The organism is Bordetella sp. H567, from assembly GCF_001704295.1.
Lineage (GTDB): Bacteria > Pseudomonadota > Gammaproteobacteria > Burkholderiales > Burkholderiaceae_B > Bordetella_C.
Map to the genome: position 1 here is coordinate 2037551 of NZ_CP012334.1, position 25858 is coordinate 2063408.

22 protein-coding genes, 1 tRNA gene and 1 pseudogene are annotated in these 25858 nt (G+C 66.3%); 19 read left to right on the top strand and 5 right to left on the bottom strand.

Annotated elements, in window-relative coordinates; all coding sequences use genetic code 11:
* Positions 1-8: 8 nt before the first annotated feature.
* A complete protein-coding gene (locus AKI39_RS09225) occupies positions 9-977 on the bottom strand; it encodes a LysR family transcriptional regulator (RefSeq protein ID WP_158515165.1) in 969 nt (322 codons plus the stop codon).
* A gap of 160 nt (positions 978-1137) precedes the next feature.
* Between AKI39_RS09225 and AKI39_RS09230 the strand changes: the two genes are divergently transcribed.
* The 5 genes from AKI39_RS09230 to AKI39_RS09250 all read left to right on the top strand — a co-directional run bounded on the left by AKI39_RS09230 (position 1138) and on the right by AKI39_RS09250 (position 5988).
* Positions 1138-2499 (top strand): acyclic terpene utilization AtuA family protein, encoded by a 1362-nt coding sequence (locus tag AKI39_RS09230; RefSeq protein WP_066634698.1) that lies wholly within the window; start codon positions 1138-1140, stop codon positions 2497-2499.
* A 74-nt stretch (positions 2500-2573) separates the two neighbouring features.
* Positions 2574-2885 (top strand): DUF4387 domain-containing protein, encoded by a 312-nt coding sequence (locus tag AKI39_RS09235; RefSeq protein WP_066634708.1) that lies wholly within the window; start codon positions 2574-2576, stop codon positions 2883-2885.
* A 39-nt stretch (positions 2886-2924) separates the two neighbouring features.
* Complete coding sequence (locus tag AKI39_RS09240) at positions 2925-3845, top strand: SMP-30/gluconolactonase/LRE family protein (protein WP_066634710.1); 921 nt, start codon at positions 2925-2927, stop codon at positions 3843-3845.
* Positions 3846-3868: 23 nt separating this feature from the next.
* Complete coding sequence (locus AKI39_RS09245) at positions 3869-4939, top strand: Ldh family oxidoreductase (protein WP_066634713.1); 1071 nt, start codon at positions 3869-3871, stop codon at positions 4937-4939.
* Positions 4940-5010: 71 nt separating this feature from the next.
* Positions 5011-5988, top strand: coding sequence for a Bug family tripartite tricarboxylate transporter substrate binding protein (locus AKI39_RS09250; protein WP_066634715.1), 978 nt, complete (start codon positions 5011-5013; stop codon positions 5986-5988).
* A gap of 48 nt (positions 5989-6036) precedes the next feature.
* On the opposite strand, the gene AKI39_RS09255 is transcribed toward AKI39_RS09250, so the two are convergent.
* Positions 6037-6768: a GntR family transcriptional regulator gene (locus tag AKI39_RS09255; RefSeq protein ID WP_066634716.1), complete on the bottom strand. Its 732-nt coding sequence runs from the start codon at positions 6766-6768 to the stop codon at positions 6037-6039.
* 344 nt (positions 6769-7112) lie between these two features.
* Here AKI39_RS09255 and AKI39_RS09260 point away from each other — a divergent pair, with 344 nt between their 5' ends.
* From AKI39_RS09260 to AKI39_RS09290, 7 genes are all read left to right on the top strand, one after another.
* Entirely contained in the window at positions 7113-8423 is a 1311-nt protein-coding gene (locus tag AKI39_RS09260; protein ID WP_066634720.1) for an aromatic ring-hydroxylating dioxygenase subunit alpha, read from the top strand.
* 75 nt (positions 8424-8498) lie between these two features.
* Positions 8499-9935: a glutamine synthetase family protein gene (locus AKI39_RS09265; protein WP_066634726.1), complete on the top strand. Its 1437-nt coding sequence runs from the start codon at positions 8499-8501 to the stop codon at positions 9933-9935.
* A gap of 37 nt (positions 9936-9972) precedes the next feature.
* Positions 9973-10296 carry a 2Fe-2S iron-sulfur cluster-binding protein gene (locus tag AKI39_RS09270; RefSeq protein WP_066634728.1) on the top strand — a complete coding sequence of 108 codons (324 nt, stop codon included), beginning with the start codon at positions 9973-9975 and terminating at the stop codon, positions 10294-10296.
* A gap of 4 nt (positions 10297-10300) precedes the next feature.
* Positions 10301-11548, top strand: coding sequence for an NAD(P)/FAD-dependent oxidoreductase (locus AKI39_RS09275; RefSeq protein WP_201258558.1), 1248 nt, complete (start codon positions 10301-10303; stop codon positions 11546-11548).
* Positions 11545-12324, top strand: coding sequence for a gamma-glutamyl-gamma-aminobutyrate hydrolase family protein (locus AKI39_RS09280; protein WP_066634732.1), 780 nt, complete (start codon positions 11545-11547; stop codon positions 12322-12324). Before AKI39_RS09275 ends, AKI39_RS09280 begins: the two co-directional genes overlap by 4 nt.
* Before the next feature lie 57 nt (positions 12325-12381).
* Positions 12382-13749, top strand: a complete 1368-nt coding sequence (locus tag AKI39_RS09285; protein ID WP_066634734.1) for an MFS transporter — start codon at positions 12382-12384, stop codon at positions 13747-13749.
* 169 nt (positions 13750-13918) lie between these two features.
* Positions 13919-15436, top strand: a complete 1518-nt coding sequence (locus AKI39_RS09290) for a YifB family Mg chelatase-like AAA ATPase (protein ID WP_066642568.1) — start codon at positions 13919-13921, stop codon at positions 15434-15436.
* A gap of 155 nt (positions 15437-15591) precedes the next feature.
* Here AKI39_RS09290 and AKI39_RS09295 read toward each other — a convergent pair whose 3' ends face one another.
* Complete coding sequence (locus AKI39_RS09295) at positions 15592-17889, bottom strand: phosphocholine-specific phospholipase C (RefSeq protein WP_066634741.1); 2298 nt, start codon at positions 17887-17889, stop codon at positions 15592-15594.
* Between the two features lie 684 nt (positions 17890-18573).
* Here AKI39_RS09295 and rpmI point away from each other — a divergent pair.
* The 7 genes and pseudogenes from rpmI to AKI39_RS09330 all read left to right on the top strand — a co-directional run bounded on the left by rpmI (position 18574) and on the right by AKI39_RS09330 (position 23819).
* Positions 18574-18771, top strand: coding sequence for a 50S ribosomal protein L35 (gene rpmI / locus AKI39_RS09300; RefSeq protein ID WP_006387997.1), 198 nt, complete (start codon positions 18574-18576; stop codon positions 18769-18771).
* A gap of 19 nt (positions 18772-18790) precedes the next feature.
* Positions 18791-19150, top strand: coding sequence for a 50S ribosomal protein L20 (gene rplT, locus AKI39_RS09305; RefSeq protein ID WP_066634744.1), 360 nt, complete (start codon positions 18791-18793; stop codon positions 19148-19150).
* A 101-nt stretch (positions 19151-19251) separates the two neighbouring features.
* Positions 19252-20274 (top strand): phenylalanine--tRNA ligase subunit alpha, encoded by a 1023-nt coding sequence (pheS, locus tag AKI39_RS09310; protein ID WP_066634747.1) that lies wholly within the window; start codon positions 19252-19254, stop codon positions 20272-20274.
* 13 nt (positions 20275-20287) lie between these two features.
* The gene (gene pheT / locus AKI39_RS09315) at positions 20288-22705 is read left to right on the top strand and encodes a phenylalanine--tRNA ligase subunit beta (RefSeq protein WP_066634750.1); all 2418 of its coding nucleotides are present in this window, start codon (positions 20288-20290) and stop codon (positions 22703-22705) included.
* Positions 22706-22735: 30 nt separating this feature from the next.
* On the top strand, positions 22736-23065 hold the full coding sequence (locus AKI39_RS09320; RefSeq protein WP_066634751.1) for an integration host factor subunit alpha: 330 nt from the start codon (positions 22736-22738) through the stop codon (positions 23063-23065).
* 62 nt (positions 23066-23127) lie between these two features.
* Positions 23128-23535 (top strand): annotated as a pseudogene (locus AKI39_RS09325) (MerR family transcriptional regulator); the annotation flags it as partial.
* A 207-nt stretch (positions 23536-23742) separates the two neighbouring features.
* Positions 23743-23819 (top strand) — tRNA-Pro (locus AKI39_RS09330).
* A gap of 255 nt (positions 23820-24074) precedes the next feature.
* Here the strand turns inward: AKI39_RS09330 and AKI39_RS09335 are convergent.
* Both AKI39_RS09335 and AKI39_RS09340 read right to left on the bottom strand, forming a co-directional pair.
* Positions 24075-25169, bottom strand: coding sequence for a porin (locus AKI39_RS09335; protein WP_066634752.1), 1095 nt, complete (start codon positions 25167-25169; stop codon positions 24075-24077).
* A 320-nt stretch (positions 25170-25489) separates the two neighbouring features.
* On the bottom strand, positions 25490-25852 hold the full coding sequence (locus tag AKI39_RS09340; RefSeq protein WP_066634754.1) for a response regulator: 363 nt from the start codon (positions 25850-25852) through the stop codon (positions 25490-25492).
* Between the last annotated feature and the right edge of the window lie 6 nt (positions 25853-25858).

A 25858-nucleotide genomic window follows, 5' to 3' on the forward strand; every position in this document is an offset into this window, starting at 1 on the left:
AACAAGCCCTAGCGGCCGTCATTCGCCTGGCGCGTCAGGAACTGCCGCGTCAGGAACTCCAGCAGCGTGCGCGCCGATGCCGACAGGGTGTCCTCGGACCGGTAGGCAATCAGGATGCGCTTGTTCGCCCAGGCGTCCGAGAGCGGCACCGCGGCGATATTCAGGATGTCCGCGTACATATCGGCCAGCTGCTTGAGCACGAAGGAAATGCCCAGGCCCGCGTGGACCATGCGGCACAGCGCGTCGAAGCTGTTGACGCGGACCTTCATGTGTATTTCCTTGCCGATCAGCGCGGCCTGTTGTGCCAGCTTGGCGTTGTAGGCGCTTTCCGCGTGCAGCCCGATCAGCGGTTCGTCCAGCACGTCGGCAAACCGCAGCGTGTGCCGCCGCGCCATGGGATGCGTACGGGGAAAGATGGCGACCAGGCTGTCTTCCCGATAAGGCCGGCTGACCGCGGCGGCTTCGCCCAGGTACCAGTCATTGCCGATGCCGAGATCCGCGGTGCCGTCTTCCACGCACTTGAGGATTTCTCCGCCGCGCTTTTCCTCCAGTTCGATGCTGACGTCCGGATAGGTCTGCGAGAAGGCCGCGAGATCCTCGGGCAGGTACTGGTCGATAGAAGAGATATTGGCGACGACGCGCACCGTGCCCTGCAGGCCGGAAACGAAGCGCTCCAGCGCCGTGCCCATGTGCTGCAGTTCCGCCAGCGCGGCCGAGGCATACCGCAGCACGGTCTCGCCGGCCGCGGTGGGCGTTATCCCGCGCGGCGAACGGTAGAGCAGCGGCACGCCCACCGACTTTTCCAGGTCCGAGATCCGGCGGCTGACGGCGGACGGCACGATGCAGGCCCGCGCGGCCGCCGCCGCGATGCTGCGCGTTTCACAGGCATCGACGAAGAGCCGCAGGGAGGTCAGGTCCAGCCTGCGCATCAAGGGATCCATCGTCCCGCCCGCCAGCGGCATGCCGTGTGGGTCCATGTTTGCTCCTCTCGTCTGCATGGCCCGGGAAGTGTCATGCCGAACCGGCATGTCCCCCCTCTCGAATGATCGCTTGCCGCGCGGCGCTCCAGGAACGAAAGTGCGAGGCTGCCGCGCGACCAGCCGACATCATTCCACAAAATCCGCGGGAGGTAGACACATGGCGAACGAAGTACGGATGGTTTCCGCGAGCGGGATCCTGGGTTATGGATTCCCCGAGGCCTCGCTGGCGACGGCTTTGAAGGCGCGCCCGCATATGATCGGCGTCGACGGGGGCAGTTCGGACCCCGGTCCTCACTACCTGGGTTCGGGCAAGACGCTGAATTCCCCGCTGCAGATGAAGCGCGATATGCGGCTGCTGCTGCGCGGGGCGATCGCGCTGGACATCCCGATGATGATCGGTACCTGCGGCGGTGCCGGCGGCGAGCCGCACCTGCAGGCCTGCGCGGCGCTGGTGCGCGAGATCGCCCGCGAAGAAGGCATGCACTTCAAGATGGCCTTGATCCATGCCGAACAGGACAAGGAAAGCCTGAAGGCCGGCATCCGCGCCGGCCGTGTGCGGCCGCTGGGCAAGGCCGCGCCCTTGAGCGAGGAAACCGTCGATCGCGCGGAACGTATCGTCGGCATGATGGGGCCCGAGCCGCACCTGGCGGCGCTGCGCGCCGGCGCGCAGGTCATCCTGGCCGGCCGTGGCACCGATCCCGCGCCTTGGGTAGCGCTGGCCGCCCACCATGGCATACCGCCCGCGCCCGCGTGGTATGCGGGCAAGCTGCTGGAGTGCGCCTGCAACGCCGCCTTGCCCAAGAAGCACGATTGCCTGATCGCCACGGTCGGATCCGATTACGTGGAAGTGGAACCCGCGAATCCCGAACTGCGGTGCACGCCGCTGTCGGTGTCCGTGCAGGCGCTGCATGAAAGCGCCAGTCCTATCGTGCGCTACGAACCCGGTGGCGTGCTGGATACGAGCGCCTGCGTGATGCACGCCGTTTCAGACCGGCGCGTGCGGATATCCGGCATGCAATGGACCCCGGCGCCTTACACCATCAAGCTGGAAGGCGCGGCCTGCTCGGGCTACAGCGCGATCGCCTTCGCCGGCACGCGCGATCCGGGGCTGATCGGCCAGCTGGACAGCTTCATTGCTGCCGTGACCGAGTCCTCGCACACCAAGATAGCGGCGCTCGGCATTGCGCGGGACCGCTACCGCATCGTTATCCGCCTGTACGGCAAGGACGGCGTGATGGGGGAATGGGAGCCTCTGCACGGCGCGCGCAGCCACGAAATCGGCATCCTGGCGGAAGTGGTGGGGGAAAACCAGGAAATCGCCAATGCCGCGCTGGCGCTGACGCGCGTGACGCTGCTGCACAGCGACTTTCCCGGCCGGCTGTGCCGGGAGGGCAATATGGCTTTCCCGTTCTCGCCTTCCGACATCGAACGGGGCGCGGTGTACGAGTTCACCCTGCAGCACGTCATTCGCACCGATGATCCGCTGGCGATGTTCCCTATCGAGTACGAAACCGTTTAACGCCACGCGGCCGCCCGCCTGCGCCGGCGAAAGTCGCGCGGCGGCGGTACGGCCATCCACGGAGGGAGTCCGCAATGATCAAACTGAGAGATATCGCGAAGGCCTGCAAGAGCAAGAATGCCGGGCCCTTCGAACTGACGCTGGACATCATGTTCGACAGCGAGGAAATGTTCGAAAAGGTGCGCCGCACGGGCGTGATCACGCGCGAGCGCATCGCCGCCCTGTACGGCGTTGCGCCGGCCGACGTCCTGTTCACGGAATATCCTCCGGCGCTGGCCTACAAGGCCACCTTGCCGCGGCGCATCGTATCGGGCGCCATCGGCGACACCGATGTCTACGGCGCCCAGCAGCATGCCCCGCTGCTGGACCTGGAGTTGCCGCTGTAGCCCACGGGCCCGCGCCCGGCGCAAGAAAAGGAGACCGCCATGTATGCCGCACCGCCGGTCATGAAGACCGAGGTTTTTACCCGCATTCCCGATCGATACCGCAAGGCCGGCCAGCTGTCGGAAGAGCGCCTGCGCGCCGGCAAGGGCACGCGCGCCACCGACAGCTACATCGAAGGCCCGTCGTTCGACAAGGACGGCAACCTCTACCTGGTCGACATCGCCTTCGGCCTGATCTTCCGGGTGTCCCCATCCGGCGAGGTGACGCAGCTGATCGAATACGACGGCGAGCCCAACGGCCTGAAGATCCATCGCGACGGCCGCATCTTCGTCGCCGATCACAAGAACGGCATCCTGCTGCTGGATCCGGATGCCGGGCGCGTGGCCCCGTACATCCGCCGGGCGCGCACCGAAGGCTTCAAGGGTCCCAACGACCTGTTCTTCGCGTCCAACGGCGATCTGTATTTCACCGACCAGGGCCAGACCGGCCTGCAGGACCCGTCGGGACGCGTGTACCGGCAGGGCGCCGACGGCTACCTGGAATGCCTGCTCGATAACGTGCCAAGTCCCAACGGCATCGTCATGAACCCGGCCGAGAACATGCTCTATGTGGCGGCCACGCGTGGCAACTGCGTGTGGCGCGCGATGGTGCTGCCCGACCGCTCGCTGACGCGGGTGGGGCTGTTCGTGCAGATGTCGGGCGGCAGCGGGCCGGATGGCATGGCGGTGGACCAGGCGGGCAACCTGTACGTCGCCCATGCCGGCATGGGGGCCGTGTGGAAGTTTTCGCCGCGCGGCGAACCGCTGCTGCGCATCGACTCCTGCATGGGACACATGACCACCAATATCGCCTTCGGCGGCGCGGACAACCGCGACCTGTACATCACCGAATCCGAGAGCGGCTGCGTCCTGGTCGCCCGCATGGATGTCCCGGGACAGCCCATGTATTCGCACGCCGCATGACGCGCAACTTCACAGGAATATCCATGGAAGACACTCTTTCCCCCCAGCCGGGCGCACAAGGCCTGGACCCCGCACGGGTGCGCGCACTGGCCGCGGCCGTCTACGAAAGCGCCGGGGTCCCGGCCGAAGATGCCTTGCTGGCGGCCGATACGCTGGTGCAGGCCGACCTGTGGGGCCACCAGTCGCATGGCATGCTGCGCCTGGGCTGGTACTACGCCCGGCTGCGTTCGGGCGCCATGAAGGCGGTGACCGAGACCCGCATTGCCGTGGACGCGGGCGCGATCGCCGTCATGGATGGCGGCGACGGCGTGGGCCAGGTGGTGGCGCGTCGCGCGGTGGACGAAGCGGTGGGACGCGCGCGCAAGCATGGCGTGGGGGTGGTGTCCATCCGCAACTCGAATCACTTCGGCACCTGCATGTATTACACCCGCATCGGCGCGCAGCAAGGCTGCGTGATGATGCTGATGAGCAACGCGGGGCCGAATATGGCGCCATGGGGCGGCCTGAAGAAGAAGATCGGCACCAACCCTTGGTCGATCGCCACGCCCGGCGGCAGCCATCCGCCGGTGGTCATGGACATGGCCAATTCCGGTGTCGCGCGCGGCAAGATCTATCTGGCCAACAAGCGTCGCGAGCCCATTCCGCCGCATTGGGCGATCGATGCGCAGGGCAACCCGACCACCGACCCGAAGGCGGCGCTGGAAGGCTTCATCCTGCCGATGGCCGGCCACAAGGGCTATGTCATGGGCGTGATGGTGGATGTGTTGTCCGGCGTGCTGTCGGGCAGCCAGTTCCTGGACGGCGTGCATGGGCCCTACGACCCGGTCAACCGCAGCGGCGCCGGCCATCTGATGATCGCCCTGAACGTGGCGGCGTTCCAGCCCATCGAGGAATTCAATTCCCGCATCGACGCCTATATCGCGTCGCTCAAGGACGTGCCGGTGGCGCCGGGCCATCGCCAGGTCTATTACCCCGGCGAGATGGAAGTCCAGGCGGATGCGGAGAACCGCGCGCATGGCCTGCTGCTTCCCGCCGATACGCTGGCCGACGTCGAGCGCGTCGCCCGCGAGGCCGGCGTGCCGTTTCCATTCTGATTTCTGGCCGCGCGAGCGGCCGCCACGCGCTAGGCCGGGGCGCGGGCCCCGGCAAGAGAGGAGACCTTCAAATGAACCGCAAATTGATCATCCAGGCCGGCGTTGCCCTGTGCGCGCAGGCCATCCTTGCATCGGCATCGGCGCAGAGCGCGCATGAGTTTCCGACCAGGACGGTGCGCGTCGTTTCCGGCCTGGCGGCCGGCAGCAGCATGGATCTGGTCGCGCGAACCATCAGCCCCAAGCTGGCCGAGCTCTGGGGCCAGGCCGTCATCGTCGAGAATCGCGCCGGCGCGGCAGGCAATATCGCCGCCGAACACGTGGCGCGTGCGGACGACGGGCACACGCTGCTGATCGCGCAGAACGCGATCACCGTCAGCGCCTCCCTGTATCCGCGGTTGAAATACAGCCTGCGCAAGGACCTGAAGGCGGTCTCGCAGGTGACGGCAATGCCGCATGTGGTGGTGGTGACGCCCAGCCTGCCGGTCAAGAACCTGCAGGACTTCATCAACCTGGCGAAGTCCAAGCCCAACCAATTGAATTTCAGCAGTGCCGGCATCGGCAACGCCGACGACATGGCCGCGGAGCTGTTCGCCACCATGGCGCACCTGCAGATGATGCATGTGCCTTACACCGGCGGCTCGCAGGCCCTGACGGCCGCCGCGGCGGGCGATGTGCAGCTGTACTTCCCGGGGCTGCCCGTCAGTCTTCCGCTGGTGAAGGCAGGCAAGGTGCACGCGCTGGCGGTGACCAGCAAGACGCGCTCGCCCGCCTTGCCGGACGTGCCCACCATGGAAGAGGCTGGCCTGCCCGGCTATGAAACGGTGTTGTGGTATGGGCTGTATGCGCCCGCGTCCATGCCCGATGCGACAGTCAAGCGTATTTCGGCCGATATCCAGAAGGTCCTGCAGATGCCGGACGTGAAGGAAAAACTGGGTGGCGCCGGCATCGACGTGGTGGGCAGCACGCCGGAGCAATTCCAGGCGTTCACCAACGCGGAGATCGATCGTTGGGCCACCATCGTGCGCGAGCGCAACCTGAAGGTGGATTGATCGGCGCGAGCGTATGCCCGGCCGTCCCCGGTGCGATGGCGGGGCGCGCTACAGCACGGCTTCCGCGACCAGGCGGAACGCCGGGGCCAGCTTGACCGAGGCCTCCGGACGCTCGAGCGCGTAGTCCAGGTTCATCTGGGCGATCTGCACGTGCTCGGATGCGATGGCCTGGGCCCGCGTGCCCTCGCCGCGTTCCATGGCCTGCACCAGGCTGTGGTGCTGCCGGTGGGCGATATACAGCCACTGGCGGCCTTCTCCTATCGTCGACTGCATCGGCAGCATGGCGCTTGCGGCGGCAAAGGGAAGGCGATTGTTGACCTCGATGGCCCGTATCAAGGCCGCGTTTCCCGACGCTTCCACGACCAGCTGGTGGAAGCGCGTGTTCATGTCGGTGTAGGCGGCGTAGTCGTCCAGGTCGAGTTCCGGTTTGTTCAACGCGCGATCCCCGGCCTTCAGGCATTCGTGCAGGCCCAGCGCCAGTTGCCGGGACACCCCGTGTTCGGCCACCAGCCGGGCCGCCATGCCTTCCAGGTGGCCCCGTACCGCGATCGCGTCGGCGATCTCCGCCGCCGTCAGGCGCCGCATGACGTAGCCGCCCGCCGGGGACGGCTCGACCAGCCCCTCCTGTTCCAGCGTCGTCAGCGCCAGCCGCACCGGTGTGCGCGAGGCCTTCAAGCGCTCGGCCAGCGCCACTTCCCCCAGCCGTTCGCCCGGCGAAAACTCGCCTTTCAGGATGAGGTCGCGCAGTTGCACCAGGACGCGTTCCTGTTGCGATTCCATGTGGGTTCTCCGGGACGGTGGGTCGTCGATATGCCCACCATTCTAGTGCCTGGCGGTGTCGTGGCGTAGGCGTCGACCAAAATATGTTCGTCGATGTATGCAACATAGGTCTGTGGTGCGCCTTTCACCTAGGATTTTCCCTTAGTCATGCATCCCCGTTTTATCAAATAAATCAAGCAAAAACAACGATATAACCACTATTTCTCACCTGCGGTCGCAGTAGGTCAACGCGAGGTGCTGCATACATCGATTGAAAAACTGAATTCACTCCTTTAACGTTGCATGCAAGGACGGAAGGCGTGCATACGCGCCCGCAGCGTCTGCATCCTGGAGGAGTAGCGATCATGATGAGCGCCCAGCAAAACGAATTGATTACCCGCGTCGGGCCCGGCACGCCGGCCGGCCGCCTGCTGCGGAACTATTGGCAACCTGTTGCCCTGGTGGAGGAACTGCCGTCCATCCGGCCGCTGAAGGCGGTTCGCCTGATGGGGCAGGACTTCGTGGTGTTCCGCGACGAGGACGGCCGCTACGGCATGCTGGACCGCGACTGTCCGCACCGGGGCGCGGACCTGGCCGGCGGGCGCCTGGAGAACGGCGGCCTGCGCTGCGCGTTCCATGGCTGGCTCTTCGACGTCAAGGGATCGTGCCTGGCCACGCCGGGAGAGCCGGCGGGCAGCACCTTGTGCAAGAAGATCCGCCAGCGCGCCTATCCGGTCGTCGAACGCAGCGGCATTCTGTTCGCCTACATCGGCGAAGGCGAGCCCCCGGCGTTTCCCCATTTCGATTGCTTCGCGGCGCCGGGCGAATACACCTTCGCGTTCAAGGGGCTGTTCGAATGCAATTGGCTGCAGGCCCTGGAGGTGGGCATCGACCCCGCGCATGCTTCCTACCTGCATCGCTTTTTCGAGGACGAGGACACCGGGGCCAGCTACGGCAAGCAGTTCCGCGGGGCCTCGGCGAATTCCGAGATGCCGATCACCAAGGTGCTGCGCGAGTATGAAGCGCCCGAAATCCTGGTGAACCCGACGGAATATGGGCTGCGGCTGATCGCCAAGCGGCCCCTGGACGAAGCGCAAACCCATGTGCGGGTGACGAACCTGGTGTTTCCACAGGCCTTCGTCATACCGATGAGCGCCGAGATGACCATCACCCAATGGCATGTCCCGGTGGACGACCGGAACTGCTACTGGTATGCCGTCTTCACCAGCTTCACCACGCCCACGGACAAGGTCAAGATGCGCGCGCAGCGGTTGGAGCTGTACGAGCTTCCCGACTATACGTCGCGCCGGAACAAGCGCAACAACTACGGATTCGACCCGCAGGAACAGCAGACCCAGACCTACACCGGCATGGGCTTCGACATCAATGTGCACGATCAATGGGCCGTCGAGTCGCAGGGCGACATCCAGGACAGGACCCGCGAGCATCTGGGCACCACCGACAAGGGCATCATCGCATACCGGCGCCTGCTGGTGGACGCCATTGAAAAAGCGCAGGCGGGGCAGAAGACCCTGATGGTGATCGACGAGGCGCAGGCATCGCAGATGACGGGGCCGGCATCGATAGACGGCATCGGCCCGGCGGACCGCTGGGACGACTATTGGAAGGAGTCGGATGCGGCGCGGCGCGAACGCGCGCCCTGGTGCGCCAAGTAAGGTCCAGACCCTTTCCCGATATCCTGAGGAGGCGCGTCCACGGCGATACCGTCGCCGGCACGGCGCGATAACACCATGTCCTTCGTCGAAATCCACGGACTGTGGAATGCCGAGCAGCATGCCGCCCATGCGGCGCATCTGGAACGCCTGAAAGGCAGCGGCGTCCAACTTGTGCGTTTTTCGTTTCCCGACCAGCACGGGCTCTTGCGCGGCAAGACCCTGGTGCTGGACGAGGCCATCAAGGCTTTCAAGAGCGGCGTCACCTGCACGACGACGCTGTTTGCCAAGGACACGTCCCACCGGACTGTCTTTCCCGTTTTTTCCCATGGCGGCGGCTTCGACATGCCCGAGATGCAAGGCGCCTGCGACACCTTGCTGGTGGCGGACCCGCTGACGTTCCGGGTGCTGCCCTGGGCGCCGCACACGGGCTGGGTCCTGTGCGACGTCTATTTCGCCAATGGCAAACCGGTGCCCTTCGCCACACGCCATCTGTACGGACGCGCCCTGGCGGAGCTGGACCAGCGCGGCTATGAATTCATCTCGGGCCTGGAGGTGGAGTTCCATGTATTCAAGGTGAACGACGCCCGCATGAAGCCCGAGCACGCGGGCCAGCCTGGGGAGCCGCCGGACGTCGACGTGCTGACGCATGGCTATCAATACCTGACGGAGCTGCGCTACGACGCGGTGGATTCGGTCATCGAGATGATCCGCCGCGGCATCGACGGGCTGGAGCTGCCGGTGCGCACGCTGGAGGTCGAGTACGGGCCCAGCCAGCTGGAGTTCACCTTCGCCCCGTCGGGCGGGATCCGCAGCGCGGACGACATGGTCCTGTTCCGCAGCGCGGTCAAGCAGATCTGCCAGCGCAACGGCTATCACGCGACCTTCATGTGCCGCCCGCGGATTCCCAATGTGGTGTCCAGCGGCTGGCACCTGCATCAGTCGCTGGTGCGCAAGTCCGATGGCAAGAATGCCTTCATGCCGTCGGCAGAGGGGCCGATGCTGTCGGAAGTCGGCCAGCACTACCTGGCCGGCCTGCTCGCGCATGCCCAGGCGGCGACCGCCCTGTCCACGCCCACCATCAACGGCTACAAGCGATATCGGCCGTATTCGAACGCGCCCGACCGGGCAAGCTGGGGCAGGGACAATCGCGGCGTCATGGCGCGCGTGCTGGGCGGCAGGAACGATCCCGCCACGCGGATAGAAAACCGCGTGGGCGAGCCGGCGGCCAACCCCTATCTATACCTTGGTTCGCAGATCCTGTCCGGCATGGATGGCATGGACCGGAAACTGGCGCTGGGCCCGTCGGCGGATGTGCCTTACGAAGCCGAGGCGCCGGCGCTGCCCCATACCCTGGCGGACGCGATCGAGGCGCTGCGCGGCGATGCTTGCCTGCGCCGCGGCCTGGGGTCGCAGTTCATCGACTATTTCTGCAAGTTGAAGGAAGCGGAAATCCAACGCTTCAACCTCGAAGTCACCGAGTGGGAACACCGCGAGTATTTCGGGACCTTCTGACGGCGCGTCGCCGTTCATCCCTGTGCGGAGCTGAATCATGCCTATCATCACTTACATCCTGCGCGACGGCGCCCGCCGAGAGGTCGACGTGCCCGAAGGCACGAGCGTCATGGAGGCCGCCGTACGCGAGAACATACGGGGCATCGACGCCGAATGCGGCGGATGCCTGTCCTGTGCGACCTGCCATGTCTATATCGATGCTTCTTCCACCGGCGCGATTCCCGATCCCGAGGACGAAGAGACCGAACTCCTGGAAGGCGTCGCCGCCGAACGCCGCCCGGAAAGCCGGCTCAGCTGCCAGATCATCGTGACGCAGGCTGCCGCCGGGCTGGTCGTGCGTATCCCGGACCACCAGGGGTGATGCCATGCAAGCGAACCTAGTGGTGATAGGGGCGTCCTATGCCGGCGTGCAGATCGCGGCATCGGTGCGCGAGCAGGGTCATGAAGGGCGCGTCGTCATGGTCGGCGACGAGCATGCCGAGCCCTACCATCGTCCGCCGCTGTCCAAGGCCTTCCTGGCCGGCAACTACGACCCCGGCCGGCTGCAGCTGCGGTCGCCGGCCTTCTTCGAGGAGGCGCGCATCGAACTGCGGTCCGGCGTGCGCGCCGTGCGGGTGGACCGCGCTGCGCACACCGTCGAACTGGACGACGGCAGCCGGCTGCCCTACGACAAGCTGGCGTTCGCGACGGGTGCCCGGCCACGCAGGCTGGACTGCGACGGCGCCGGGCTGCGGGGCGTGCATTATCTGCGCAGCCTGCGCGACGCCGCCGAGCTTGCCATCGAGATGCTGTCGGCGCGTAGCGCGGTCGTGGTGGGCGGCGGGTATATCGGCCTGGAAGTCGCCGCCTCGCTGGTCAAGGCCGGCGTCGCCGTGACGGTGGTGGAGGCCGCCGAGCGCGTACTGGCGCGCGTGTCCTCGCCCTGGATGTCCGCGTTCGTGGACCAGGTGCACCGGGACCAGGGTGTCCGGTTCGCGCTGGGACGCAAGGTCGCCGCCGTGCGTGGAGAACAGGGGCAGGTGCGCGGCGTCGAACTGGATGACGGCACGTTGCTGGCGTGCGACCTGGTCGTTGCCGGCATCGGCATCGAACCCAATGTGGAGCTTGCGGCGGATTGCGGCCTGGCCGTGCAAGGCGGTATCCTCGTCGACCAAATGGCCCGCACCAGCGATCCCGATATCGTGGCTGCCGGGGACTGCGCGTCTTTCCGGTGCGTCTGGATGCCCCCCGGCACGCCGGCGTGCCGGATCGAATCGGTGCAGAACGCGAACGACATGGCAAGGACCGCGGCGGCCACGCTGGTGGGCCGCACGGAGCCCCATGTGTCGCTGCCCTGGTTCTGGTCCGACCAGTACGACCTGAAACTGCAGATGGCGGGCCTGAGCGCGGGCGCCACGGAATATGCCGTGCGGGGCTCCGTCGAGCAGCGCAAGTTCTCGGTCTTCTATTTCCGCGGCGAGCATCTGGCCGCCGTGGACAGCGTCAACCGTCCACAGGACCATATGCTGGCCCGCAAGCTGCTGGCCGCCCGCGTCCCCGTGGAACCGGCGCAGGCGCGCGACGCCGGCTTTGACTTGAAATCGCTGCTGGCTAGCACGGCGGAGGCGCGGTGAACACACAGGATACGCGGCGCCCCATCGTGGGCGTGGTGTGCGACAGGTTCTACGTGGGCGAGCATGACCTGCATAGCGCCAAGCACAGCTATATCGACGCCTTGATATCGGTGGCCGGCGTCGCTCCCGTGCTGATTCCCGCGACGGATCAGCTGGCGGATGTGGCGCCCTACCTGGACGCCGTCAGCGGCCTGCTCTTTCCGGGCGGGGCGTCGAACGTCGAGCCGGCCAGGTACGGCGGGCCCGCGCGTCCCGATATGCTGCTGGATCGGGACCGCGACCATGTGGCCATCGCCTTGATGCAGGGCGCGGCCTCGCGCGACATGCCCATCCTGGCGATATGCCGGGGCTTCCAGGAGCTGAACGTGGCGTTCGGCGGCACGCTCAGCCCCGACATATACACCGATGGCTACGCCGACTACCATCGCGAGGATCCGCGCGAACCGCTGGAGGCGCGCTACCGGTTCAAGCACCCGATCGCGCTGACGGAGGGCGGTAAGCTGGAGGCCTTGGCGGGTGCCGGCACCGTCACCGTGAACTCGCTGCACATGCAAGGGGTGGGCTCGCTCGCGTCGCCGTTGGCGGTCGAGGCGGCGGCGCCGGATGGATTGGTCGAGGCCATACGGCTGCGCCGGCATGCCTTCGCGATAGGCGTGCAATGGCACCCGGAAACCAGCGCGCGGACCGACGGTTTTTCGCGCGCCTTGTTCGAGGCGTTCGGCGCCGCCTGTCGGCGCCATGCGGCAATGCAGTCCCAACCTGCCTATAACGAATGACCGCGTCCGGGGCGGCATGCGCCGCGCCCGGAACGCGTTCCAGGACCGGAGGAAGACATGAGTGGTAAAGACGTAATCGACGTGCAGCGTTTCCTGAACGAGCATCCGTTCTCGCGCCTGCAGTGGCTGATATTCGCCATGTGTTTTGTGATCGTCGTGCTGGACGGTTTCGATACGGCGGCGGTGGGCTTCATCGCACCGTCGCTCATCGCCGAGTGGCACGTGCAAAAGTCCAGCCTGGGGCCGGTGCTGAGCGCCGCGCTGTTCGGCCTGGCCTTCGGCGCCATCGTTTCGGGACCGCTGTCGGATCGGTGGGGGCGGCGCGGCTTGCTGATCGGCTCGGTCGCGTTGTTTGGCGTGGCGTCGCTGGCCTGCGTGCTGGCGGGTAGCCTGACGCAGCTGACCGTACTGCGATTCGTGACCGGCGTCGGCCTGGGCGCGGCGATGCCCAACGCCGTCACGCTGGTAGGCGAGTATTGTCCGGATCGCCGCCGCGCCACCTTGGTGAACCTGATGTTCTGCGGCTTCCCGCTGGGGGCCGCGGTAGGCGGCTTTCTTGCCGCCTGGATGATTCCGCAATTCGGCTGGCGCAGCGTGCTGGTGCTGGGCGGCGTGGTTCCGCTGGTATTGGCGGCGATCCTGCTGGCCGTGCTGCCGGAATCCGTGCGCTACCTCGTCGCCAAGGGCAAGCCCGCCGAACGGATACGCGATGTGTTGCGCCGGATTTCCCCGGACGCCGCCACGATCCAGGCCTTCACGCTGCGCGAAGCGGCGGCGGGTCCCGCGCGCAAGAGCGATATGCGGCTCGTGCTGAGCGGTTCCTATATCGTGGGGTCGCTGATGCTGTGGATCACCTACTTCATGGGCCTGGTGATTTTCTACGGCCTGATCAACTGGATGCCCGTCCTGTTCAAGGAAGCGGGGTTCAGCGCCGGGCAATCGACCTTGCTGTCGGCCTTGTTTCCACTAGGAGGCGTGGGCGCCGTCGTGTGCGGCATGCTGATGGACCGCTTCAACGCGACCAAGGTCGTCGCCGGCTGCTATGCCCTGACGGCGCTGAGCGTGTACGCCATCGGCCAGTCGCTGGGCAGCGTAGGGGCGCTCATCGGCGCGATCCTCGTCGCGGGCGTGTTGATGAATACGGCGCAGTGCTCCATGCCCGCGCTCGCGGCGGCGTTCTACCCCACGCAGGGACGCGCCACCGGGGTCGCCTGGATGCTGGGCGTGGGGCGCTTCGGCGGCATCGCGGGATCGTTCCTGGTCGCGGAGCTGAGCTTGCGCCACCTCAGCCTGGAAGGGATCTTCAGCGTGGTGGCCGTCGCCGGCGTGATCTCCTGCGTGGCCTTGCTGGTAAAGGTGGCCGCGTGCCGCGACATCCCTGTCGTGCAGCCGGTGGAGGGCGAGCCCGTCCATCCGGGGCACTAGGCCGTCAACGCCCGAAGGTGCACTCGCCCTGCGGCCAGGGCGAGACTGCTTCCAGCGTTAACAGGCCCTGGCATCATCAGGCGCCGGGCCGCGACATATCGGTCACCCCCGGCGCCAAGTGGCGGCGGGTCCCGCCATACTGGCCCTTTCCGACATCACGGGGGGCCGGATGAGTCTTGCCGTCTTGAACAGCCGGGCGCTGGTGGGGCTGCGTGCCGCGCCGGTGCGGGTGGAAGTGCATGTGGCCGCGGGCCTGCCGTCGTTCACGGTGGTGGGCCTGGCGGACGTGGCGGTGCGCGAAAGCCGCGAGCGCGTGCGCGCCGCCATGCAGAACAGCGGTTTCGAGTTTCCGGCCGGACGCCTCACCGTCAGTCTGTCGCCGGCCGATCTGCGCAAGGAGTCCGCGCGTTTCGACTTGCCCATCGCCGTGGGCGTGCTGCTGGCGTCCGGGCAGATCGCGATGCCCGAACTTCGGGGGCGTGGGGCGGGGCCCTCATCCCTTGCCGACCTGGTGTTCGCCGGCGAACTTTCGCTGACCGGCGTACTGGTCCCGGTGGCCGCGCCCTTGGCGATCGCCCTGGGCGTGGCGCGAGACAATCCGTGCGCCACGCTGGTGCTGCCCAAGGCCAGCGCGGCGCAGGCGGCCCACGTTCCCGGCGTGAGCGTGCTGGCCGCCGGCACGCTTGCGGAGGTGGTCGCGCACCTGGGCGGGGCCGCGCCGCTCGCGCCCGCCGCGCCATCACCCTGGCCGGCCGTGCCGGATGGGCCCTGCCTGTCGGAAGTGCGCGGGCAGGGTGGGGCGCGCCGGGCGCTGGAGCTCGCGGCCGCCGGCGGCCACAGCCTGCTGATGGTGGGGCCGCCCGGCGCCGGCAAGAGCATGCTGGCGCACCGGCTGCCCGGTTTGCTGCCGCCCTTGTCCCACATGCAGGCGCTGGAGGTTGCGGCCATCGCGGGGCTGGCGGCCGGCGATGCGCCGTTCAGCCTGCAGCCGCCGTTTCGGGCACCGCATCATTGCGCCACCGCCGCCGCGCTGGCGGGTGGCGGGGCGAAGCCTCGTCCGGGCGAGATCAGCCTGGCGCATCATGGCGTGCTGTTCCTGGACGAACTGCCGGAATTCGATCGCCGTGCGCTGGAGTCGCTGCGCGAACCCCTGGAAACGGGGCGCGTGGCGATCGCCCGTGCCGCGCACACCCTGGAATATCCGGCCCGCTTCCAACTGATCGCCGCCATGAACCCCTGTCCATGCGGATGGCGCGGCCATCCCCGCGTCCCTTGCCGGTGCACGCCCGAGCAGGCGGAGCGCTATCGCAGCCGGCTGTCCGGCCCGCTGCTGGATCGCATCGACCTGCAGGTCGAACTACCGCCACCCGATCCGGACTGGATGGACGCGCCGCCGGGCGAGGCTTCCGCACAGGTGCGGGCGCGCGTGCAGGCCTGCCGGGAGCGTCAGCACGCCCGGCAGGCCAAGCTGAATGCGCATCTGGATGCGCGCGAACTGCAGGCGCATTGTTCGCTGGACGACGACGCCCGGGCGTTGCTGCGGCAGGCGATCATGAGGCTGAACGCCACGGGCCGCGCCACCCACCGCATGCTGAGGGTGGCCAGGACGGCGGCGGATCTCGAAGGACGGGACATCGTCGAAGCGCGGCATATCGCCGAGGGTGTGCAATTGCGGCAGCCGCTTTGAGTAGGGCGCGACCTTTGAGCAGGGCGCGACTTCCGGCGATGCGTGGCGTCGGATTCCGTGGCTGACAAAGTACTGGCAGGCAATCGAGGGCCGGCGCGCCGGGGCGATGCCGCCCCGGCGCGCCGGCCGGTCCTGCCACAGCGCGCAACAGCCTATCAAAAGCCGTCGGGCAGCCCCAGGGCCGGATCGCTCACGGAATGGCGGCCCGTCTCGATGCGGCCGGCCAGGCGGCGCACGAAGCCGGGATCCGAATCCGCCGTCACCTGCAAGTCGTACCAGTTGCCGCTGTCGCGTAGGGATAAAGTCATCTGCGCCTTGTGGCCCGGACGCACATTGGCCGTCCAGGAACCGTCCGGTCCCAGCTCGAAATCGCCGCCGCGCGCCTGCAGGCTACCGTAGGCCTGGTTGGACTTGACGCTGCAAGCCACCGCGCGGTCGCCCTCGTTGCGCACGATCAGCCGTACGTTGCCGCTCTTGCCGTCCGGCTCGAACTCGACTTCCGGCGCGGCCGCATCGCGGCCTTCCAGGCGATTCAGGTCGCCGGCGAAATGGCGGTGGAAGCCGTTGGGACCCAGTACCCACAGGTCGTACTTGCCGCCATCGTCCGTACCGGCCGCCCAGCTGCCTTGCAGCGAGCGCCGCGCCTCTACCGCATAGCGGCGCGGTACGCGGTCCAGGTGCAGCTTGTCGTACACGTGGAACACCGCGCCGGCATCGCCGGTGTTGGCGAACTTCAGCTTGACCGTGCCGCTTCGTGCGTCCGTGTCGATGACGGCGTCCAGTTCGTACGGCAGCGCGCGCGACGGCCGCACGCCGGTGGCCTGCGCCGGCATGCTGGGCGTGGTGGGCGGCGTGATCTTGGGCGCGTTCTGCTGCGCCGCCGTCAAGGCGTCGACCTGGGTCTTGGTCGACGTGCCGTTCAGCGTGGGCAGCGGCTCGTTGTTGGGATTCTCGAAGTTGAACGCGCTGGTCAGGTCGCCGCATACCGTACGGCGGTACTGGCTGATCTGCGGCTCCTTCACGCCAAAGCGCTTTTCCAGGAACATCAGGGTGGAGGTGTGATCGAAGACCTGCGAATTCACCCAGCCGCCACGGCTCCAGGGCGATACCACCCACATCGGCACGCGGGGGCCGGGGCCGTAGGGGCGGCCGTCCTTGGCGGGCTGGCTGGAGGTCGCCGGCGTGTAGTTGTGGTATTCCACCGCCATGTCGTCGTCCTTCAGCGTATAGCCGCCGGCCAGGCTGCCGTCCGGATTGTGCGAAGGCGCGGTGGGCGGCGGCAGGTGGTCGAAGAAACCGTCGTTTTCGTCGTAGTTGATCAGCAGGACGGTCTTGCTCCAGACCTCCGGATTGGCCGTCAGCGCATCCAGCACTTCCTGGATGTACCAGCCGCCCTTGGCGGGGCTGGACGGCCCGGGGTGTTCGCTATACGCGGACGGCGCGATGATCCACGACACTTCCGGCAGCTTGCCGGCCTGGATGTCGGCGCGGAAGGTCTCCAGGAAGCCTTGCGGCATGGTGTTGGCGAAACCCTTGGCCAGCGGGCTGAGCGGATCGTCGATCAGCGGGTCGTAGACCGGGCCGGCCAGGCCGACGTCCTGCGTGATGTCCGTCTTGGGCACATAGACCGGGCGGCGCGACGCCGGCATTTTCTCGATTTCCGCGCGCCAGTGGCGGAAGCTCATCATCTCGTTGCAGCCGTAGTTGTCGATCAGGCTCTGGTAAACCTTCCAATGTACGCCGGCCTGTTGCAGGCGGTCCGCGTACGTCGTCCAGGTCCAGCCTTCGGTGGACGGGCCGATGTCGTTGCCGCCGTTGTACTGGTTGTTCAGCACCGCCACGTTCACCGGGCCGCCTTCGGAGGGATCGCGCCCGTTGGGGCCGTTGGTGCCGGTCCAATAGAACAGGCGGTTGGCGATGGTGCCGGTGTGCATGCCGCAGTGATAGTGGTCACAGACGGTGAAGGCCTCGGCCAGTGCGCGCTGGAGCGGCACTTCGGCTTCCTCGTAGTAGCCCATGGACAGCGGGTTCTTGGAATCCGGCCAGTGGGCCATTCGGCCCTGGTCCCAGGCGGCCTGCGTATCGGCCCACGCATGGGGCGTGCTGCCTGCGCGCTGCGCGTTGCCCTGGTTTCCGTCCAGGTGGTACGGCGCATAGGTGGTGGGTGGATTGGTCTTGGTATAGCTCTGGTAGAAGATGTTCTGGCCGTTGGCGGCCGGCACCGCGAAACGGTCGCCGTAGCCGCGCACGCCCTTGTACGTGCCGAAGTAGCTGTCGAACGAGCGGTTTTCCATCATCAGCAGAACGACGTGCTTGACGTCCTGGATGGTGCCGGTGTCGTGGTGCGCGGGAATGGCCAGCGCGCGGCGGATGCCGGGCGGGAAGGTGGCCAACGCGGCGGCAGACAGGCCGGAACCGGCGACGCTCTGCAGGAATTTGCGGCGGGAAGTCATCGTATGCGTGTCCTTGGCATAGGGTGCGAGGCCGCCAGAATCGGCGACGCACAGAGGCTAGAGACCGCGTATGACCGCCAATGGATGGGCAGGGCCGGCGAGGGGCGGCACGGGGGCGGCGCCGGGGAGGGCGCAACATTCGTAACTATTGTTAACTAACCTGTCCCCGGCTCAACCGCCCCTTTGCGGTGTCGTGGGTGGTTGCGGGCGGGCATCGGGTAAAAGATGTTTCGAAGATGCAAACACCGGCGGCCGGGGCGGCGGCGTCGCGGCCCCGCGACACCGCAGGGGAGGGCGCATGGTGCCCCCTGTCCAGAACGGTTCGACAAGTGGGCTAAAAAAGCCATATAATCAAAGGCTTTCCGGCGTCAGTGCCTCGGCGCGGCGGGAAAACCGTAGTACCCCGCGTACCGCTGGTAGTACCAGGTAGTACAGGTAGTACGTATTAGGTATCAAGATCAAGCACGCCCTTGTACCAAGAGCGTAGTACCGCCAGAGCAATACCCCAAGCAGTACCCACAAATGGTCCGGGTGGCCCAAGGCCCTCGAAGCCTTGCGCGTGGTGAGTGTCGCGGCCTGAAGGCTTGCGATGCGTCATTCACGGGCAAGCACCTGCGTGACCATGATGTTAATCAACCTGCGTCCGGCAACGGACGGCACTCCGAAAGGAAGCAAGGGACTATCATGCCCAAGATGAAGACCAAGAAAAGCGCTGCCAAGCGCTTTCAGGTTCGCGGCAGCGGATCGATCAAGCGGGGTCAGGCGTTCAAGCGCCATATCCTGACCAAGAAAACCACCAAGAACAAGCGCCAGCTGCGCGGTTCGGCCGCGGTTCACGAGACGAATGTCGCCTCGGTCAAGGCCATGATGCCTTTCGCTTGATAGATTACGGAGATCCACTATGCCTCGCGTCAAACGCGGCGTTACCGCCCGCGCCCGTCACAAGAAAGTCCTCAACGCCGCCAAGGGTTATCGCGGCCGCCGCGGCAATGTATTCCGCATCGCCAAGCAGGCGGTCATGCGCGCCGGGCAATACGCCTATCGCGACCGCCGCAACAAGAAGCGCACCTTCCGCGCCCTGTGGATCACGCGTATCAATGCCGCGGTGCGTGAGCACGGCGTCACCTACAGCGTGTTCATGGCCGGCCTGAAGAAGGCGTCCATCGACCTGGACCGCAAGGTGCTGGCCGACCTGGCCGTGCGCGACAAGGCCGGCTTTGCCGCCGTGGTCCAACAGGCCAAGGCTGCCCTGTCCGCCTGATCGTTTTTCGACGTATCGCGCATTGCTGCAAACGGGGCTGTCATGGCCCTGTTTGCGTTTTTGACGGCCGCGTTTCGCGCCGCGCTTCCTAGGCTGATGCCATGACACTGTTGGTCGATGACCTGATCGCTCAGGCGAAAGAACGATTCGCGGCCGCGCCCGACGCCGCCGCCCTGGAAAACACCAAGGCGCGATTTCTCGGCAAGGAAGGCGCGCTGACCGTCATGCTGCGCGGATTGGCGCAGCTCGACGCCGAACAGAAACGCGAAATGGGCGCGCGCGTGAACCGCGCCAAGCAGCAGATCGAGGAATTGCTGAACCAGCGCCGCGCCGAACTGGCGCAGGCCGAGCTGGACCAGCGCCTGGCGTCCGAAACCATCGACGTGACCCTGGCCGGCCGTGGCCGCGGCGTGGGTGGCATCCATCCGGTGATACGCACCTGGGAGCGCGTGGAGGCCATCTTCCGTTCCATCGGTTTCGACGTGGCCGATGGGCCCGAGATCGAGAACGACTGGACCAATTTCACGGCGCTGAACAATCCGGAAAACCATCCCGCGCGTTCCATGCAGGACACGTTCTACGTGGATATGAAGGATGCGCAGGGCTTGCCGCTATTGCTGCGCACGCATACCAGCCCGATGCAGGTGCGTTATGCGCGCATGAACAAGCCGCCCATCAAGGTGATCGCGCCCGGCCGTACGTACCGCGTCGACAGCGATGCCACGCATTCGCCGATGTTCCACCAGGTCGAAGGCCTGTGGATCGCCGAGGACGTCTCCTTTGCGGACCTGAAGGGCGTCTATACCGACTTCCTGCGCTGCTTTTTCGAAAGCGACGACCTGGTGGTGCGTTTCCGCCCGTCCTTCTTCCCCTTCACGGAACCGTCGGCCGAGATCGACATGATGTTCACCAGCGGTCCCAACCGCGGACGCTGGCTGGAGATCTCCGGGGCGGGGCAGGTCCATCCCGTCGTCGTGCGCAATTTCGGGCTGGACCCGGAGCGCTACATCGGCTTTGCGTTCGGCTCGGGCCTGGAGCGCCTGACGATGCTGCGCTATGGCGTGAACGACCTGCGCCAATTCTACGAAGGCGATCTGCGCTTCCTTCGCCAGTTCAACGAATAACCTACGGCTGATCATGCAATTTCCCGAATCCTGGCTGCGCGCGCTGGTCAACCCGGCCATCGACACCGAAGAACTGGCGCATCGCCTGACGATGGCCGGTCTGGAAGTCGAAGACCTGCAAACGGCCGCGCCGCCGTTCTCCGGCGTGGTGGTGGCTCACATCGTCGAGATCGCCCCGCATCCGAACGCGGACAAGCTGCGCGTGTGCCAGGTCGACGACGGCTCCGGCGAGCCCCTGCAGATCGTCTGCGGCGCGCCCAACGCGGCGGCCGGCCTGAAGGTCCCGCTGGCGCGTATCGGCGCCCAGCTGCCGGGTGACATCAACATCAGCCGGGCCAAGATGCGCGGCATCGAATCCGCCGGCATGCTGTGTTCGGCGCGCGAGCTGGGCCTGTCGCAGGATCACGCGGGCCTGCTGGAGCTGCCGGCCGACAGCGTTCCCGGCACGTCGTTGCGCGAGCTTCTGGACCTGGACGACACGCTGTTCACGCTGAAGCTCACGCCCAATCGCGCCGATTGCCTGTCCATCCTGGGTGTGGGCCGCGAGGTGGCCGCCTTGACCGGCTCGCCCCTGCGGGCGCCCGGCGCCGAACCCGTGCGGGTTGCCCTTGCCGATGTACTGCCCGTGGAGGTCCAGGCGCCCGACCTGTGCGGCCGCTTTGCGGGCCGCGTCATCCGCGGCGTGAACGCCCGCGCGGCCACGCCGCCGTGGATGAAAACCCGCCTGGAGCGTGCAGGACAGCGTTCGGTATCGGCCTTGGTGGATATTTCCAACTACGTCATGCTCGAGCTGGGCCGGCCCACCCACGTCTTTGACCTGGACAAGATATCCGGCGGCTTGGCGGTGCGCTGGGCCAGGCCCGGCGAATCGCTGACCCTGCTGAACGGCCAGACCGTGGCCCTGGACCAGGACGTCGGCGTGATCAGCGCCGGCGATACGGTGGAAAGCCTGGCGGGCATCATGGGCGGCGATGCCACCGCCGTCACGCTGGACACGCGCGATATCTATGTCGAGGCCGCGTTCTGGTGGCCCGAGGCCATCGCGGGCCGCGCGCGGCGCTACAAGTTCAGCTCCGAGGCCAGCCATCGCTTCGAGCGCGGCGTCGATTACCAGAACATTCCCGAGCACCTGGAAATCATCACCCGCTTGATCCTGGATATCTGCGGCGGCGAATGCGGTCCCATCGACGACAAGATCGTCAATCTGCCGCGGCGCGAGCTGGTGCGCATGCGCCTGTCGCGCTGCGAACGCGTGCTCGGGATCAAGATCCCGCGCGATGAAGTGGCCGGCATCTTCACGCGCCTGGGACTGGCACACACCATCCAGGACGATATCGTCGTCGTGGAGCCGCCGTCGTATCGCTTCGATCTCTTCATCGAAGAAGACCTGATCGAAGAAATCGCGCGCATCCATGGCTTCGAACGCATTCCCGACCAGCCGCCCATGGCCCTGGCCAAGATGCGCGTGCCCCCTGAGGCGCGGCGCAGCCCGCACGCGGTGCGTCGCCACATGGCCGCGCTGGACTACCAGGAAGTCGTCAACTTCAGCTTCGTCGAAGCCGATTGGGAACGCGACTACGCGGGCAATGCCGATCCCATCAAGCTGCTGAATCCCATCGCCAGCCAACTGGCGGTGATGCGCTCCAGCCTGCTCGGCGGCCTGGTGGCCAATATCGTGCACAACGCCAATCGAAAACAGTCGCGAGTGCGGGTGTTCGAGCTCGGCCGCGTGTTCTTCCGCGATGCGGCCACGCAGGATGGCGAACTGTCCGTGGCCGGCGTGCGCCAGCCCTTGATGCTGGCCGGCGCGGCCTGGGGCCCGCATGTGGAAGAACAGTGGGGCACGCCGACGCGCCAGGTCGACTTCTACGACGTCAAGATGGACGTGCAGGCGCTGTTCGGCGCGCGCGGCGGCGATCTGCGTTTCGATGCCGCCACGCATCCGGCCTTGCATCCCGGACGCGGCGCCCGCATTTCGCTGGACGGCAAGCCCATCGGTTGGCTGGGCGAGCTGCATCCGCGCTGGGCGCAGAAGGCCGAGCTAGCCCACGCCCCGGTGCTGTTCGAAGTCGATGTAGAGGCTGTGCTGGACGGCCGCCTGCCGCAGGTGCGCGAGTTGTCGCGCCAGCCCGTGGTCGTGCGCGACCTGGCCCTGTGGGTGGATGCCGCGCTGCCCGCGCAGGCCATGCTGGACACCATCGCACAGGCCATTGCGCAGGATCCTCAACTGGCCATCGTGCAGGACGCAAAGCTCTTCGACGTCTGGCGAGAAAAGACGCAAGTCGATGATTCTGCTAAAGAAAAAAGCCTTGCTTTCCGCTTCTGGCTACAGGACACTGACGCAACGCTGGACGAGGCGCGGGTTGCCGATTGCCTGGGACGCCTGCGGGACAGGCTGGTCCAGGCCCACGGCGCACGCCAGCGCGCCTGAGGCGCGCGGTACAAGAGGGGATTACAAAGCATGCTTTCCGAGCCACGCACATTGACCAAGGCCGAACTCGCGGAGCTTCTGTTCGAACGAGTGGGTTTGAACAAGCGCGAGGCCAAGGACATCGTCGACACTTTCTTCGAGGAAATCCGCGACGCGCTCGCGCGCGGAGACTCCGTCAAGCTGTCTGGTTTCGGCAATTTCCAGGTGCGTGACAAGCCGCCCCGGCCTGGGCGCAATCCCAAGACGGGGGAAACCATCCCCATCGCGGCTCGCCGCGTGGTGACCTTCCACGCCAGCCAGAAGTTAAAGAGCATCGTCGAAAACACCGCGACGCCCGCCGAGCCATCGGCGGCCGACTAGGCGCCACGTCGCCGCCGTGATGCGTCCCGGGCCACACAGGCCATGCCGCTAACGTTCCCACCATGACTCGACCAGAACCTGCCGTTGTCCTGCCCCCGATCCCGGCCAAGCGTTACTTCACCATAGGCGAAGTCAGCGAACTATGCGGCGTCAAGCCGCATGTGCTGCGGTACTGGGAGCAGGAATTCACCCAATTGAAGCCGGTCAAGCGGCGCGGTAACCGGCGCTATTACCAGCACCATGAAGTGCTGCTGATACGCCGCATCCGCTCGCTGCTTTACGAGCAGGGCTTCACCATTAGCGGCGCGCGCAACCGCCTGGGCGATACGCGCGACGCGCCTCCCCACGACCACGACGCGGCCGTGCGTTTCACCGGCGCGGAAATGCAGGCGCTGCGCACGGAACTGAGCGGCGTGTCGTCCGTACTGGCCGAGGCTTTGGGCGGCATCAAGCAGGACGCTGCGGGTGCAAGCATGAACGATCACAGTGCAAAGGGTCGGCATGCCAGTGGCGCGAGCACGGGTGGCGAGACGGCGAACGGCACGAGCACGAACCAACGAGGCACGGACGAAGATGGCACGGAAGGCAAGCGCGGGGATGACATCCCCTCCATTTCCAAGCGCGGTGCGGACTGAGCGTCGCACGCGTTCATAACATCTGATATACTTTCGGTCTTTCGGGGCGTAGCGCAGCCTGGTAGCGCACTTGCATGGGGTGCAAGGGGTCGCGAGTTCGAATCCCGCCGTCCCGACCAGTAAAAACAAAGGCTTAGATGAGCGATCATCTAAGCCTTTGTCCTTTGGTGGACATTCAAGTTGCGGAATCCTCCGGCACCAGATGGCCCACGGCGCGCGGCCGGCTGTCCAGCCACTGGGATCAAGGCCGGCCTAAGCCGGGGCAAAGGCGCCTGCAGACGCCCAAGGGGATGAAGCCCACTTCGGCGTCGCGTGCAGGAAATCGGCACGCGGCAAGGGCATATACCGTGCGGTCGGTATGCGCCCTTGCCCGATCAGAAGATATGCCGGATACCGGTCGCCACGCCAAGCTGACTGGAGCCGCTGGCGATTTCTGCGGTCGACGCGTCGTAGACGTGGTTGAAATCCACGGTGCCGTAAAGCTGCGTGCGCTTGGACAGCGCGTATTCGGCCAGGGCGACCAACGCATAGCGCTTGCCCTTGTCGCCTTCCTGGATCACGTTCTTGCTGGTATCGAAGTACGCCGCGCCGGTGAAGGTCCATGGCGTGGCCATCGGCTGCCAGGTCACGCCGGCGTAGTAGCCGTTGTCCTTGCGCTGCAGGCCGTTGTCCGGCACGTCGGCGATGCCCATCACGGTATTCACGAAACCGGTCTGGTCGCGGCCGTTGAAGTAGCCGGCGAAGAGGCGGGTATTGTCGAAAACGCGATACGCGGCGTTCAGGTTCCAGACGCGCTGCGTATAGGCGGCGTTGGTATCCGCGCGGGTGAACTGGTAGCCGCCGCCCACGGTGAGCGGTCCCGTGGTGTAGGTGAGCGTGCCGCCATATTGCTGGCCCAGCTTGTGGTCTTCGAACGAGTCGCCGAAGGCATACGACAGGATCAAGTCGAAGCCGCCCAGCTTGTTATTGCGGTAGCGCACGGAATCGGAGCTGCGCGCGCGGGACATGGCTACGGGCAACCAGGAGTTCTGCTCGTAGTTGCCCACGGTGAGCGGATCGAATGTGTCGCCCAGGATCGTGAACAGCGGCGTGTCCTGCCGTCCCAGCGAAATGGCGCCGATGTCGCCGCCGTCCAGCCCGACGTAGGATTGCCGGTTGAACATGCGGCCCGGGTCGCTCTGCTTGCCGTCCTGCACGTTGAAGCCGCTTTCCAGGCGGAAAAACGCGGTATTGCCATTGCCCAGGTCTTCCGTGCCCTTCAAGCCCCAGCGGCTGTTGGTGACGGCGCCGTTTTCCATCGAGATGCGGCTATTGTCTGGCTGGTAGCCCGCGCCGGTACTCAGGTAGCGGACGCTGACATCGGCGATGCCGTACAGCTGGACATTGGTTTCGGCGGCGTGCGCGGTAGCGGCTGCCATGCCCGCGGTAGCGAGGCCCAGCGCGGCTTTCTTCGACAGGAAGCTATTCATCGACTTGCATCTCCTCTCCCAGGCAGCGGCGCGTGTTCGCGCCTGCCTCCAGAACCGTGACGCCGTGCGGCGGATAGCCGGGGCGTCAGCGTTGTTGCCATCCAGATCAGGCGCGGTAAGGGCGGCGCGCCGAGTCGGATGAGGACTTGCCGCCGCCTCGCTCTGTCGCGATGCGCGAGACGAAACAAATGGGCGGCCGGCGCAGTATAGGTGAAACAGTCTTGCTCACCCTTTAGGGATAATCCTGCTTTGTGTCGATATCGATGCAAACGGAGCCGGTATCGCGTGGAAAATTCAACGCCCAGCCCGCCCGCCAATACTCAATGCTTGGGCAGCAGGCGGGCCACCTCGGCGAGCAGCAGCCGGGGGTCGAAGGGCTTGTCCACCACGACGCTGAACAGGCTGGGGCTCTGGCGTGCGAGCAGGCCTTGCGCGCCGGTGACGAGGATGACCGGCAGTTCGCGCATGTCGCCGTCCGAGCGTATGGCCTCGGCCAGTTCCAGTCCCGTCATCAGCGGCATCATGAAGTCGGTGATGACGAGGTCTGGACGCCGGCTTTGCATGACCTCGAGCGCGGCCTTGCCATGGGGGACCGTGAGCACCTCGTGCCCGGCGTCCTCCAGGAGATCGGCCAGCATCTCGGCAAGCAGAATCTCGTCGTCGGCGACGAGGATCAACGCCATGGCGAG